The 13,803-nt window shown below is 58.2% G+C and carries 8 protein-coding genes and 1 pseudogene; all 9 read left to right on the top strand.

Features of this window, described 5'->3' with window-relative positions:
• Positions 1-94 precede the first annotated feature (94 nt).
• The 9 genes and pseudogenes from RR42_RS18695 to RR42_RS18660 all read left to right on the top strand — a co-directional run bounded on the left by RR42_RS18695 (position 95) and on the right by RR42_RS18660 (position 13,778).
• Positions 95-799: a hypothetical protein gene (locus tag RR42_RS18695; RefSeq protein ID WP_043350120.1), complete on the top strand. Its 705-nt coding sequence runs from the start codon at positions 95-97 to the stop codon at positions 797-799.
• A 9-nt stretch (positions 800-808) separates the two neighbouring features.
• Complete coding sequence (locus RR42_RS18690; RefSeq protein ID WP_043350117.1) at positions 809-1,915, top strand: XRE family transcriptional regulator; 1,107 nt, start codon at positions 809-811, stop codon at positions 1,913-1,915.
• Positions 1,916-1,932: 17 nt separating this feature from the next.
• Positions 1,933-2,050: pseudogene (locus tag RR42_RS41760) on the top strand (WYL domain-containing protein); the annotation flags it as partial.
• Positions 2,051-2,120: 70 nt separating this feature from the next.
• Positions 2,121-4,625 carry a type I restriction-modification system subunit M gene (locus tag RR42_RS18685; RefSeq protein WP_043350114.1) on the top strand — a complete coding sequence of 835 codons (2,505 nt, stop codon included), beginning with the start codon at positions 2,121-2,123 and terminating at the stop codon, positions 4,623-4,625.
• On the top strand, positions 4,618-5,940 hold the full coding sequence (locus tag RR42_RS18680) for a restriction endonuclease subunit S (protein ID WP_082054939.1): 1,323 nt from the start codon (positions 4,618-4,620) through the stop codon (positions 5,938-5,940). The genes RR42_RS18685 and RR42_RS18680 overlap by 8 nt, the downstream gene beginning before the upstream one ends.
• Positions 5,940-9,272, top strand: coding sequence for a type I restriction endonuclease subunit R (locus tag RR42_RS18675; protein WP_043350106.1), 3,333 nt, complete (start codon positions 5,940-5,942; stop codon positions 9,270-9,272). Before RR42_RS18680 ends, RR42_RS18675 begins: the two co-directional genes overlap by 1 nt.
• 124 nt (positions 9,273-9,396) lie before the next feature.
• Positions 9,397-10,029 (top strand): M48 family metallopeptidase, encoded by a 633-nt coding sequence (locus RR42_RS18670; protein WP_236701934.1) that lies wholly within the window; start codon positions 9,397-9,399, stop codon positions 10,027-10,029.
• Positions 10,030-10,035: 6 nt separating this feature from the next.
• Positions 10,036-12,420, top strand: coding sequence for an McrB family protein (locus RR42_RS18665; protein WP_043350104.1), 2,385 nt, complete (start codon positions 10,036-10,038; stop codon positions 12,418-12,420).
• Positions 12,420-13,778 (top strand): McrC family protein, encoded by a 1,359-nt coding sequence (locus tag RR42_RS18660; RefSeq protein WP_052494698.1) that lies wholly within the window; start codon positions 12,420-12,422, stop codon positions 13,776-13,778. Before RR42_RS18665 ends, RR42_RS18660 begins: the two co-directional genes overlap by 1 nt.
• Positions 13,779-13,803: the final 25 nt, after the last annotated feature.

The following is a 13,803-nucleotide window of genomic DNA, read 5'->3' as shown; positions in this document are numbered from 1 at the left end:
AGGTATCAGAGCTCCCTTCTTTCGATCGCAGCAATTTTCCGCTTTTTTACCCTCGACATGAGGTATAATTTCCGGAAATTGAAAAGGAGCTGCTGTGTCGAAATCTAAGTTCGAGCTCGCCCATTCCGCGGCCTTCGCTTCGCGCGCCAAGACTGTTACCGACGCGGCGCTTGTTGAGGCACGGCTGCAAGAGCTATCAGCAGACTTGGTCACTAAGCTCCTATACAACGCCGTTCTAAGCGGGCTTGGCGCGCGCAACGACACGACGCGGGCCTCCGCTGTCACCGCAGCCGGTGTGCAGCAATGGCTGAAGACCGTGGAAGTACTGCGCACTCAACTGAGCGAGAGAGGGTGGCGCATTCACAACGAAAAAAATTGTCCCTTCATTAGTTCGCCTGATCACTCCGTTTCCATTGTGGTGATGACGGGCAATAACGAAACGGGCAAGAAGGGCTTTGAAGACCCCACCAACCAAGCAGAAAAAGGCGTGGTCGTCGAAGGTTTCGTTCAATCAAATCGCCAATTGGAGCTGTTCAACCAAGACTCGTTCAAATTGGCGAAGGCAAAGCAGAAGGAAACCCAGGTCTGGGCATTTCTCTACCACTACGACAAAGCATTGAATGAAGTCAGGTTCGAGCTCTCCTACCCGACGGGGTTCGGCAAGAAGAAAATCATCGAATGGGGTGAACGCCTAATTCTGGGCGGCATCCCCAACAATCCCGCGGATTTCACTGTCCGTAAGGACGCCCCCAATGCTCCGGCAACGGTGGAAGTCGAGCCCAAGACAGGCACTTTTTGATCAGTCACCATGTCAGAAATAAACCCTTCGCAAATCACATTTGCCCGGGTTAGAAGGCGCCTCACGAAGGCGCAATTGGCCAAGGAGCTCGGCGTTACCAGCCGTAGCATCCAAAACTACGAGACCGGGAGCTCTGCTCCTGACTCGGAAACCCTGGCAAAAATGGCAAAATTGCTGAACTTCCCTCAGCAATTTTTTTGCATTGAAGAAAAGATGCCTACCATCGGAGAGCATGCGGCCAGTTTTCGCTCACTCTCCAAGATGACAGAGGCTATGAAAAATTGTGCTCTCAGCGCAGGGGCCATTGCCGTCAATATCAACGAATGGATTGAGGAAAGGTTTAACCTGCCGCAAGCCGATCTGCCTGACCTCAGCGATCTCTCTCCCGAAGAGGCCGCCGCTACGTTGCGCAGAATGTGGGACCTCGGCAACGCCCCCATTCCTAACATGATTCACCTCCTGGAGTCCAAAGGCATTCGCGTCTTCTCTTTGGCTGAAGAAGCGCGTGAGGTGGATGCTTTCTGCACGTGGTATGGCAGCAAGCCCTTTGTCTTCCTCAATACGATGAAGTCAGCCGAACGCAGTCGCTTTGACGCGGCCCACGAGCTAGGCCATTTGGTACGCGATGTCTACAGCATGCAACACGGCGAGGCCCAAGGCATTGAGATGGAGCGTCAGGCAGATGCATTCGCCGCTGCCTTCCTTATGCCAAAGGAAAGCGTGATTGCAAACAAGCCGCCAGCATTCACCATCAGGTATCTGATGAAGCTTAAACACTACTGGGGCGTATCACTGGCCGCGCTGGCTTACCGCTACAACACTTTAGGCCAAGTAACAGAGTGGACGTATCGCAATCTGTGCATTGAGATTGCCAAAAACGGCTATCGCACAAGCGAACCAGAGCCGATGGAGCGAGAAAGCTCCCAATTGCTAACAAAAGTGTTGGACTTTCTGCAGAGTCGCAGGGTGGGGCGAGGTGAAATCGCGAAGAGTCTTTGCATTAGCGTGGATGAGATCAATGCCCTGACCTTCAAGCTTACTCGGCTGTCAGTGGTTTCAGGGGACCCGCCCACTGAGATTGTCTCAAGGCGGCCGCCTAGACTCCGTTTGGTATAAGTGCGGCTGGGCTGCTCTGTTCACCAGACCGCAGTCTGCGTAGCCCCGAATACCGCCTGTGGTTCAAAGACCATCTAACACTTTCCGGCGTGAAGAACGCTGTTGGCCCCGGGTTATCGCTCGCCAGACACATAAAGAATCTCGAGCAAGGCTAACTGATGCGCCGCGCCAAAAAAGAACAACCGAACTTGATTGAATTTCCTACATGCCCTTAACCCTGCCCCAGCTAGAACGCCACCTGTTCAAAGCCGCCGACATCCTGCGCGGCAAGATGGATGCCTCGGAGTTCAAGGAATACATCTTCGGGATGCTGTTCCTCAAGCGCTGCTCCGACGTCTTTGAACAGCGCCGCGCCGAGGTGATCCAGCTCGAAATCGATGCGGGCAAGACACCTGCGGCAGCCGAAGCTTCAGCCGAGAACAAGCGTTGGTACAAGAAGGATGGCTATTTCTGGGTACCCAAGGAGTCGCGCTATAGCTACTTGGTCGACAACTCCCGTCAGGCCAACGTCGGCGGTCTGCTGAGCAAGGCACTCGCAGGGATTGAAGGCGATAACGTCAGCCTCTACGACGTGCTGGAGCACATCGACTTCACCCGAAAAATCGGCCAGAGCAAGATTCCCGATCTTAAGCTGCAGCAGCTCATTACGCATTTCAGTCTGCACCGTCTTCGCAATGAAGACTTTGAGTTCCCCGACCTGCTCGGCGCCGCCTACGAATACCTGATTGGCGAATTCGCCGATTCGGCGGGCAAGAAAGGCGGTGAGTTTTACACGCCGCGCTCGGTGGTGCGGATGATGGTGCGGCTGATCAAGCCCGAGCTTAAGCACGACATCTACGATCCCTGCTGTGGCTCCGGCGGCATGCTGATCGCTGCCAAGGAATACATCGACGAGCACGGCGAAGACGGGCGCAAGGCCAACCTGTTCGGGCAGGAGTTCAACGGCACAGTCTGGTCCATCGCCAAGATGAACATGCTGCTGCACGGCATCAGCACCGCCAACTTGCAAAACGAGGATACCCTGGCCGAGCCACAGCACGTCGAGGGTGGCGAGTTGATGCACTTCGACCGCGTGCTCACCAATCCCCCGTTCTCCATCCACTGGGGCAATACCGAAAAGGATGCCGACGGCAAGCCCGCCTGGAAGCCGAAGTTCGAAGCCGAGCGCTTCCCCTACGGCCAGGTGCCGCTGGGCGCCAAAAAGGCCGACCTGATGTTCCTACAACACATGCTCGCCGTCACCCGCGACGGCGGCATGGTGGCCACCGTTCTGCCACACGGCGTGCTGTTTCGCGGCGGCGAGGAAAAAGCCATCCGAGCCGGCATCATTGAGGACGACCTGCTCGAAGCCGTCATCGGTGTCGCCCCCAACCTGTTCTACGGCACCGGCATTCCGGCCTGCATTCTAGTGTTGCGCCAGCGGCTGCAGAACGGCGCGAACCGCGTCAGTGGCAAGCCTGCCGAGCGCCAGGGCAAAGTGCTGTTCATCAACGCCGACCGTGAGTTTTTTGAAGGCCGCGCGCAGAACTACCTTCTGCCCGAGCACATCGAAAAAATCGTCACCACCTTCGACGAATTCCGCGCCATCGACGGCTTCTCGGCCATCGTCGATAACTCCACCCTCAAGGCCAACGACTACAATCTCAACATCCGCCGCTACGCCGACAACGCGCCGCCGCCTGAGCCGCACGACGTGCGCGCCCATCTCGTGGGCGGTATCCCCAAGGCAGAGGTGGCCAACAAAGCCAGCTTGTTCAGCGCCCACGGCCTGAACCCGATGGACCTGTTGGTGGAAAGAGACGCTAAGTATTACGACTTCGCGCCTAAACTCGACAAACGGCAGGCCCTCAAGCCGACCATCGAAAGCAATGCCGGTCTGGTCGCCAAGGAAGCCGCCATCCGCGCCGCCTTCGAGCAATGGTGGCAAGACCACAGCGCACGCATCACGGCACTGTCTGGGCAAATGGACAACGCCGCCAGCCTGGTGGCCCTGCGCAACGACCTGCTGGCCAGCTTCAGCCAAAGCTTGGAGGCCATCGGCCTGCTTGATCCCTTCCAGGTCCGCGGCATCGTTGCCGGGTTCTGGTACCAGACCAAGTACGACTTCCTCACCCTGATGGCGCGCGGCGCCAAGGGCGTGGCCGACGCCTGGCGTACCAGCATCGTCACCGCGCTCGAAGACAAGGCCAGCAAAGAAAGCCCGCTGGAGCACAAGCTGGTCAAGTTCCTGATGAGCGATTTCGTCGAGGCCATCACCGAACTGGAAGCCAAGAAAGCAGAACTGGACAGCCAGATCAAAGCGGCCAGTCCCAAGGATGGCGAGGGCGAGGACGGCGAAGGCGCCGAGACGGTAGAGGACGATGCCGACGAAGAAAATGCCGTGGACGAAGTCCAACTCAAAGCCTGGAAGAAGGAGCTCGCCGCCGTTAAGAAGCAACTCAAGGCCAAGAATGACAGCTTCAAGCAGCACATCGGTGCCGCCGTGGAAGGACTGACGCCGGAAGCCGCCGCCGAGTTGCTGCTGACCATCCTGCACAACGACATGCAGGCCATCGTCGAGCAATATATGGCCGCGCAGCGCAAGCAGATCGTGGGCGCGTTCGAGAACTGGTGGGATAAGTACCGGGTGACGCTGACCGAGATTGAGGGCAAGCGCGATGGAGCCGCAAAGGCGCTGCAAGGGTTCTTGAAGGATATTGGTTATGTGTGATTGGAGTCAGCACAGTTTGCGTGAGCTAGTTGGCGCACCGATATCTGGATCGAGGCCGTCCGGTGGGGTACGCGAAGATACTGCGGGCATCCCCAGCCTTGGAGGAGAAAACATCCTTATTGATGGTGGGGTGACATTCGATGTTCTCAAACGAATCCCACGCAAATTTTTCGCACTTATGACAAAGGGACACCTCCAAATGGGGGACGTCCTAATCAACAAAGACGGCGCTCAAACTGGCAAGGTCGGCTTCTATGAAGGTGCGTTTGAAGAGGCTGCAATAAACGAACACCTGTTCATCTTAAGATCAACAAATGGTGCCATTAATCAGCGCCTTCTCTACTACTACCTGCTGCATCGCGACACACAGTGTTCAATTGCGCGGATGATCACTGGTTCCGCACAGCCAGGTTTGAACAGCAAATTTGTCGATGCTGTTCGCATTTCAATACCAAGGAGTGATCTTGAGCAGCAGTACATCGCTGATGCTCTGTCGATTCTCGACACCGTTATTCAAGAATCCGATGCGATCATCGCTAAACTCAAGATTGTCAGACAAGGCTTACTGTATGACTTGCTTACGCGCGGCATAGACGCCAACGGCGAAATCCGCCCGCATCAGGCTGAGGCTGCACACCTTTACAAGCTGTCGCCGATTGGATGGATTCCGAATGATTGGATCAGCGGAACTCTCGATTCCTGGCTCGACGGTAAACCGAAAAACGGGTATTCCCCGCAGGAAGCTGGTGAATGGACGGGCATCCAAATGCTGGGACTTGGATGTTTAACATTGCAAGGCTTCCAGCCTCTTCAACTAAAACCAGCGCCACGCGGTGACAAACGGCTTTCAAATGCGCTGCTATCCGATGGGGACCTACTCATGAGCCGTGCAAATACGCGCGACCTCGTGGGCATGGTCGGCGTGTATCGGGACGTTGGAACACCCTGCACCTATCCTGATCTGATGATGCGTTTGCGGCCATCATCCGAAACGAGCGCTGAGTTCTTGCAGTTTGTCCTGCAGGCATCAACGGTGCGTCGACAAGTTCAGGCGCATGCAGTTGGGACATCTGGAAGCATGGTCAAGATCAGCAGCAAGATCGTAAGTAACCTAGCGGTGGCGGTACCAGGAAAAACTGAGCAGAACCAGATCCTCGCGCTATTGGCTGCGGGTGATGCTCGATTGAATACTGAGTTAGAAAAAGTGGCGGCTTTACGCGATCTCAAGGCTGGCCTGATGGACGACCTCCTCACCAGCCGCGTCCGCGTGACACCATTGCTGGCTGAAGCCGCACAACAACAAAGGAGCGCCTGATGGGCTGGGAACTCGATGACGTCGAAAAACCGTTCGTAGCCCAGCTGCAGGCCCTCGGTTGGGCCTATAACGCAGGCAGTCTCGACGACCCGGCAGTGACGGGGCGAGCCAGTTTTGCCGAGGTGATTCAGGAGGGGCTGCTGCGCAAGCAACTGCGCGCGCTGAACCCCGGCGCGAACGGTGCGCCCTGGCTGGACGATGCGCGGCTGGCCGAAGCGGTGGCGGCCATTACCCGTCTGGGTACGCACAAGCTGATGGAGGCTAACGACAAGGCCACCACCTTATTGATCCGAGGCTTGACGGTGGAGGGTCTGCCCGGCTGGGACGGCGGGCGGGGCCAGACAATTCGCTACATCGACTGGGAGACCCCAACCAACAACCGCTTTACCGTGGCTAACCAGTACCGCGTCGATTGCCCGCCGGGCTTCAACAGCGGAAAGGCCTTCATCGTGCCCGATCTGGTGCTGCTGGTGAATGGCATCCCGCTGGTGGTGGTGGAGTGCAAGAGCCCGTCCGTCCCTGAGCCACTGGCCGAGGCCGTTGACCAACTGCGGCGCTACGGCAACCAGCGCAAGGCCGCCTTCGAGGTGGACGATAACGAGGGCAACGAGGCGCTGTTTGCCACCAACCAGTTGCTGGTGGCCACGAGCTTCGACGAGGCGCGCGTGGGATGTGTCGGCGCGGCCTTTGAGCACTACGCCCAGTGGAAAACGGTGGTCGGACCGGATGGCGCGGGCAGCGAGATCGAGGTGGCGCAGGCGCTCGGCAAGCCCGCCCTCTCCGAGCAGGAGCGCTTGATCGCCGGCCTGCTCACACCCTCGCATTTGCTGGATGTGGTGAAGAACTTCATGTTGTTCATGCAGACAGGTGGCCAGACGATTAAGACGGTGTGCCGCTACCAGCAGTACCGGGCGGTGAATCGGGCTATTTGCCGTCTCAAGACCGGCCAGACGCGGCTGCAGAACGGCGAACACGATAAGCGCGGCGGCATCATCTGGCACACCCAGGGCTCGGGCAAAAGCCTGACCATGGTGTTCCTGGTGCGCAAGATGCGCGCGGATGCTGACTTAAGGCGCTTCAAGGTCATCGTCGTCACCGACCGCAAGGACCTGCAGGGCCAGTTGTCCGTGACCGCCACGCTGACCGGCGAAGTGGTGGACGTGGCCGAGAGCACCAACGGCGTGAAGGCGATTGCGCGGCGCAAGGGCCCGGGGCTGATCTTTGCCACGATCCAGAAATACCGCGACCCGGATAGTGCGGGCGATGCGCCGCTGACTTCGGATGATCTGCCCAAGGTGGAAGACCTGGGCGTGAAAGAGCCCAAGGCCAGCTACAAAGCCGACGAAAAGTTTGAGGTACTGAACGAGGACGACAGCATCCTCGTGCTGGTGGACGAGGCGCACCGCACTCAGGCGGGTGACCTGCACGCCAACCTGTTGGCGGGCCTGCCCAACTGCGCGCGCATCGGCTTTACCGGCACGCCAATCATCATGGGTGACAAGAAGCGCACCCATGAGATTTTTGGCGAGTTCATTGACCGCTACACAATCAAGGAAGCCGAGGCGGACGGTGCAACGGTACCGGTTCTCTACGAGGGCCGCACGGCCAATGGGGCGATCAAGGACGGCGCCAGCCTGGACGAGCTGTTCGAGGATCTGTTCCGCCAGCACTCTCCGGAGGAGCTTGAGGCGATCAAGAAAAAGTACGCCACCAAAGGCCACATCTTTGATGCCCCGGCACTGATCGCAGACAAGGCCCGCGACATCCTTCGCCATTACGTGGCCAACATATTGCCCAATGGCTACAAGGCGCAGGTGGTGGCCTACAGCCGCTTGGCGGCGATTCGCTATTTCGCGGCATTACGGTCAGCCCGCGATGAGTTGCTGGCCGAGGCCCTGGCGCTTTCCCCTGAAGACAAGGTGCTGGATGACGAAGCGCTGTGTCAGCGTCCTGTGAGCGCGCAGGCGGTGGTGCAGGCCTGGCGATACCGCGACACCCTGGCGCGCATTGAATTTGCGCCAATCATTTCGGGTAGCAACAACGACGACCCGGGGTGGAAGCAATGGACCGACGGCGCGGCGCACGAACAGCTGATCAAGCGCTTCAAGAAGCCGCTGTTCAATGCCAAGCCGGAGAAGACCGACCCGCTGGCTTTCCTGGTCGTGAAGTCGATGCTTCTCACCGGTTTCGATGCACCGATCGAAGGCGTGATGTACCTCGACCGCCCGATCCGCGAGGCGGAGTTGCTGCAGGCGATCGCCCGCGTCAACCGCACCGGCTTTGGCAAGCGCTGCGGCATCGTGGTGGACTACTACGGCGTGGCCCAGCATTTGAAGGAGGCGCTGGCGGCCTACGCCGATGAGGATGTGGAAGGCGCACTGGCCAGCCTGAAGGACGAGGTGCCGGTGCTGCGCGACCGCCATTTGCGCGTGGTGGATCTGTTCCGCCAGCGGGGAATCGAGTCGCTGGACGACACCGAAGCCTGCGTCGAGGCATTGGGCAGCGAGAAGTTGCGCGCCGAGTTCGCCGTCAAGCTCAAGGCTTTCTTGGGGTCACTGGACACGGTACTGCCGCGACCGGAAGGGTTGCCCTATTCCGGCGACGCCAAGCGCCTGGCCTACATCTACGCCCGTGCCCGCAACCGCTACAAGGACACGCCGGTACTGGGCAAGGATGTCGGCGCGAAGGTACGCAAGCTGATCGACGACCATGTGATCTCGCTGGGCATCGACCCCAAGATCCCGCCGATTCAGCTGACCGATGCCGAGTTCGATACACACCTTGCGCGTGCCGCGAACGACCGTGCCAAGGCTTCCGAGATGGAGCACGCGATTCGCTCGCACATTCGCAAGCACACGGACGAAGACCCCGTGCTTTATCGCAAGCTCTCGGAGCACTTGAACGACATTCTCAAAACGCTGGGTGAAAAGTGGAACGAGGTGATCTCGCAACTGCAGAAGATCATCGACGAATTGCGCACGGGCACGGCGGGGAGTGCCGATGCGCCGAGCGACTTGCCCGAGCATTGCGCGCCGTTCCTACGCACCGTTCTGGATGTGGTTTGTGCTGGCCAGACGCCCACAGCAGCCGAGTTGTTGCGTCTGAAGGATGTGACCGTGGAGCTGGTGGACCTGCTGGTGCAGGAGCTGCAAGGCAACCGCGATATCTGGAGCCCCCACAAACGCGCGGCACAGGAAGACCTGAACACGCAACTGTTCGAGCATTTGATGCGCCTACGGCCGCCCTTGGTGGATGCCGACAAGGCGGGCGTGCTTGCTGACAAATTGATGGAACAGGCGCGCGCGAGTCACGACAAGTTGGTGCAGGTGTAAAGCAATGCTGGCGCCCTTTAAATCTACCGACCATCAAACGGACAGCCCCTCTGTTGAGGCAGAGGCTTGCATCCAGGTGGACGACTTGCAATTCACGATACGGCGCAGTGCCAGGCGCCGGACGATGCAAATCACGGTGGAGCGAACGGGGGAGCTGATTCTGAGCGCGCCGCCTGAAGTTGGCATCGACCAACTCCGTGGCTTTGTCAGCGAGAAGCGCTTCTGGATCTATACCAAGCTGGCCGAGAAGGACCGGTTGCAACGCAAGGTGCCGCGTAAAGAGTTCGTCGGTGGTGAGGGCTTTCTGTACCTGGGGCGCAGCCATCGACTGAAGTTGGTCGATGACCAAGACGCGCCCTTGAAGCTGGTGACTGGCCGCTTTACGCTGCGCCGCGATGCGCAGGCCGGCGCACGGGAGCACTTCATCCGCTGGTATAGCGAAAGGGCCCGTGTTTGGCTGTCGGGCCGCGTGGCCGACTACCAGTCACGCATGGAGGTGGCTCCGGCTGGCGTGAAGGTGCAGGACCTCGGATATCGCTGGGGTTCTTGCGGCAAGGGCGACTGGCTGTACTTCCATTGGAAAGCCATCTTGCTGCCAGCCCGTATCGCGGAATATGTGGTGGTGCACGAGATTGCCCACCTGCACGAGCCACACCACACCCCTGCCTTCTGGCTGCGCGTTGAGCGCGCAATGCCCGACTATGCGCAGCGAAGGGCCTGGCTGGCCGAACACGGAATTGATGTTGAGGGGATATAGAAAAACATGGCGGACTATTTCACCAGTGACCACTTCAAGCTGCTGAACAAGTGGAAGGGGCAAAAGCGCGACGAATCCAACCCCGAGCAGAACCGCGCCTACGAGGAATTGAAGAAGGCCTACGAGGTCACCGAGGCGTGGGCCAACGAGGTAAAGGCCAAGTTGTTCCCGACGGGTGTGGTAAAGGTTCGCAAGCGCCCGACCAGTCAGGCGAATTCCTTCCTACCGTACAACTGGGCGCGCATCTATCCTGCAACGGATTCACCGAAGGAACTGGCTTATACCGTTGGGATTGGGGCTGACGATGGCTTTGTGGTCAAGATCGATACGGTCGGGCTTGATGATGGCGCCCCCGCGCGTCGTGATTACCTTGCGCTGCGGGGCCGCTATGACAACGCTTCTCCCATCGTCGCCATGCTTCCGACCTTGGACGGGCTCGGCAAATCATCGCTGGCTGAATTGGTCGATTGGAGCGTAGAGGCAATTCGCAAATTCCGCGTCCGTTATGACGAGGTGGTGACCAAGCTGGATTTGGCGGAAAAGCTGAGCGACGAAGATCTGCTCAAGCACTTCGATGGCAAGCCCGCCTTCAAAACCTTCCGGGCCTCTTGGACAGCGCAGGACAAAGCCACCTTTTGCAGGCTGGCCAGAGCCGTTCACGCGGCCGGGCTGGATTGGTGGCACATGGGCAAAGGGATTCAGGTTCGCTTTGGCCGCAAGAACCCTGGCAGTGAGCGTGCGATCGGCGTGCTCGGTGTGATCCGTGGCACTCGCACCCGAAAGATTTCCTGGACACGCGAAGTCGGTGCGGTACCCAAGTTGAATCGGGAACCACTGACTGATGATTTGGTGGCGAAAATTGAAGCCGCCTTGGTCGCCGAACGCGAAGCCCTGGACGACTGGTTGGTATTGGAAACCGAACGCCCTGCTCTGTGGCCTGACCAACTTCGGGATGACCCCACGGAGTCCGACGAGGAATCCGATGACGAGGAGTCGCCGATAGATGCAACCGTCATACAAGCCTTCAATCGCATTTACTATGGGCCGCCCGGGACAGGCAAGACTTACGAAGTATCCAAGTTGCTGCGGCGGGACTATGAGCAGGCAATGACCTCGGTGTCTGCTGAGGAATGGCGTGGCCAGTTTGTCGCTGAAAGGATTGCCCCGCTGAAGTGGTGGGAAGGTGCTGTCCTGGCCCTGGTAGATCTGGGCGGCAAGGCGAATGTCAGCCAGCTGTTGGCGCACCCCTTCATCGATGCCATTGCCATTACCAAAGGTCGCAAGGACAACTTGCGACAGACGATCTGGACGACGCTGCAGGAACGCACGGTTGACGAATCCGCGACCGTCAAACAGAAGCTGCGCTTTAGCCCGCAGGTATTCGACAAGAGTGAGGAGTCTGTTTGGCAACTAGCCGGTGAATGGGAAGAAGCCTGCGCCGACCTCGTTGCGTTGGTCAAGGAGTACCAAGCTGGCACCCAGTCTTCGGGAATCCTTCGTCACTACAGCTTTGTCACGTTCCACCAATCGTATGGCTATGAGGAGTTCGTGGAAGGCCTGCGTCCGGTGCTGGATGACGATACTGATTCTGGTGCGATCAAGTACGAAATACGCCCAGGCGCGTTCAAGGATCTCTGCCGCAAGGCGCGTCTCGCACCGGAGCAGCGATTTGCCATGGTCATCGACGAGATCAATCGGGGCAACATCAGCAAAATCTTCGGCGAACTGATCACTTTGATCGAACCCGACAAGCGGGAGGGGGCAGAAAACGCAATCTCGGTCACGTTGCCGTACTCGGGCGAACCATTCTCGGTACCAACCAACCTTGACATCATCGGCACGATGAACACAGCGGATCGGTCGCTGGCCCTGCTTGATACGGCGCTGCGTCGTAGGTTCGACTTTGTGCCTGTTCTGCCAGATGCGCGAGATGAGGCGGGGGCGCCACTGTTTGGCCTTCGGGTGACGGTGGGTGAGCAAATGATCGACATTCCGCAAATGCTGTCCGTCATCAATCAGCGCGTCGAGGCACTCTACGATCGCGACCACTGCATCGGCCATGCTTACTTCACAGCGCTTGCACAGGTACCAGATGGCGATGAAAGACTGGTGGCGTTGTCACTGGTCTTCAGTAACCGCATTGTCCCCTTGCTCGAGGAGTACTTTTTCGAAGACTGGCAAAAAATCCGTCTTGTGTTGGCAGACAACCAGAAGCCCGAGGCGGCTCGGTTTGTGATTGAGAGCCAGGATCATGAAGAGGATCTGGCGCGCTTGTTCGGCAGCGATCACGGCTTGGACACCTATGCCACCATGCAGCGTTACGTTGTTCAGGATGCGTCGTTCACCAACCCGGATGCCTACATTGGCATCTACCAGACGCTGCCAGCCTGATGAAAGGCTTGACGATTTACGAGTTTGACGCGCTGGCGGAATCTGGGGCGGACCTCTCGGATATCGATGGCGTGCACATGGTCCCGGCCAACGTATTTGGCTGGCTCGAGGAACAATGCCTGCGAGCTGCGGACTCAGACGATGTCGCCTGGCTGCGATGGACCCAACGCCGTGGGCGTCGTGTCATACAGGTGACCAGCTTTGTCGGAGTCATTCGGGCACCGGATGGATATCAGATAGAGGTGCTGCCCAAGGTTGGCAAGGCCATCGATGGTGGCGCCGTCGAGGCGCGTCAGTTGTTGATTGAAATGCTTTGCTGTCTGCATGGCTTTCGGCATGTCCTTACCAACAGCGCCCAACTCTCTGCGGCGCGGATGCCCCTACTTGAAGTTTTCATCAGCGAGTTTCTGCGCGCTGTCGAGCACATCGTCAAGCGTGGGCTTCGGAGCGATTATCGTCAGCGTCAGGGCAACTTGTTTGCCTTGCGCGGCAAGCTCCTGATGTCGCCACACTTGCGGCAGAACCTGTTCCGGGCAGATCGCTTTTTCACCGAGCACGATGAATTTTCGACGGACCGACCAGAAAACCGACTGCTACACGCGGCGTTACGTCGTGTGTTGCTTCTGACCGGAACGCAGGCCAACCAGCAACTGGCCCGAGAGCTGGACTTCGTCTTTGCGGACGTTCCGCCTTCCACGCAAACACGGATCGATTTCCAGCAGGTGAGACTGGACAGAGGCATGGGCTACTACGTCGATGCCCTTGCTTGGGCGCGCCTCATCTTGAACGAGGAATCACCGCTGACCGGCTCGGGGCGCCACACCGCTCCATCATTGTTGTTTCCGATGGAAGCCGTCTTTGAGGCGTACGTGGCCAAGCATCTTGTGCGGCAGCTGGCTCCACCTCTCATTTTGAAGACCCAGGCACGCAGTCACCACCTGGTTCGCCACCGCGAACAGAATTGGTTTCGGTTGAAGCCGGACTTGCTGATTCGAAACTCAGATCGTGATTTACTGGTGCTCGACACTAAGTGGAAGCTACTTGATGGCTTGAAGGCGAATGGAACGGACAAATACGGCTTGTCCCAGAGCGATTTTTATCAGCTGCAAGCCTATGGACTGAGTTATCTGGACGGCACTGGGGATGTTGTTTTGATCTACCCAAAAACGGATGCATTTACCAACGCCCTGCCTGTATTTGATTTTCCGAAGGCCAGTGGGATGCGCCTTTGGGTGCTGCCGTTTTGCCTCAAGGAGCGGCGACTGACGCTGCCAGCCTTCTCGCAACTGCAGTCGATCTTTGTCGTGAAGAACAGCAACGCAACCCTGGCAGAGGATTTCAATGCGCTACCGGCTTGAGAGCAATACGAACGGAAGACAGAAA

This window comes from Cupriavidus basilensis (assembly GCF_000832305.1).
Taxonomy (GTDB): Bacteria; Pseudomonadota; Gammaproteobacteria; order Burkholderiales; family Burkholderiaceae; genus Cupriavidus; species Cupriavidus basilensis_F.
The sequence above is the reverse complement of the archived record's forward strand: the minus strand, read 5'-3'. Positions and strand labels throughout refer to the sequence as shown.

What these genes read in the sequence shown, in the direction of transcription:
- RR42_RS18675 (WP_043350106.1), top strand. Translation starts at nt 5,940, where the DNA reads ATGGGCTGGGAACTCGATGACGTCGAAAAACCGTTCGTAGCCCAGCTG.
- RR42_RS18660 (WP_052494698.1), top strand. Translation starts at nt 12,420, where the DNA reads ATGAAAGGCTTGACGATTTACGAGTTTGACGCGCTGGCGGAATCTGGG.
- RR42_RS18690 (WP_043350117.1), top strand. Translation starts at nt 809, where the DNA reads ATGTCAGAAATAAACCCTTCGCAAATCACATTTGCCCGGGTTAGAAGG.
- RR42_RS18665 (WP_043350104.1), top strand. Translation starts at nt 10,036, where the DNA reads ATGGCGGACTATTTCACCAGTGACCACTTCAAGCTGCTGAACAAGTGG.
- RR42_RS18680 (WP_082054939.1), top strand. Translation starts at nt 4,618, where the DNA reads ATGTGTGATTGGAGTCAGCACAGTTTGCGTGAGCTAGTTGGCGCACCG.
- RR42_RS18670 (WP_236701934.1), top strand. Translation starts at nt 9,397, where the DNA reads ATGCAAATCACGGTGGAGCGAACGGGGGAGCTGATTCTGAGCGCGCCG.
- RR42_RS18685 (WP_043350114.1), top strand. Translation starts at nt 2,121, where the DNA reads ATGCCCTTAACCCTGCCCCAGCTAGAACGCCACCTGTTCAAAGCCGCC.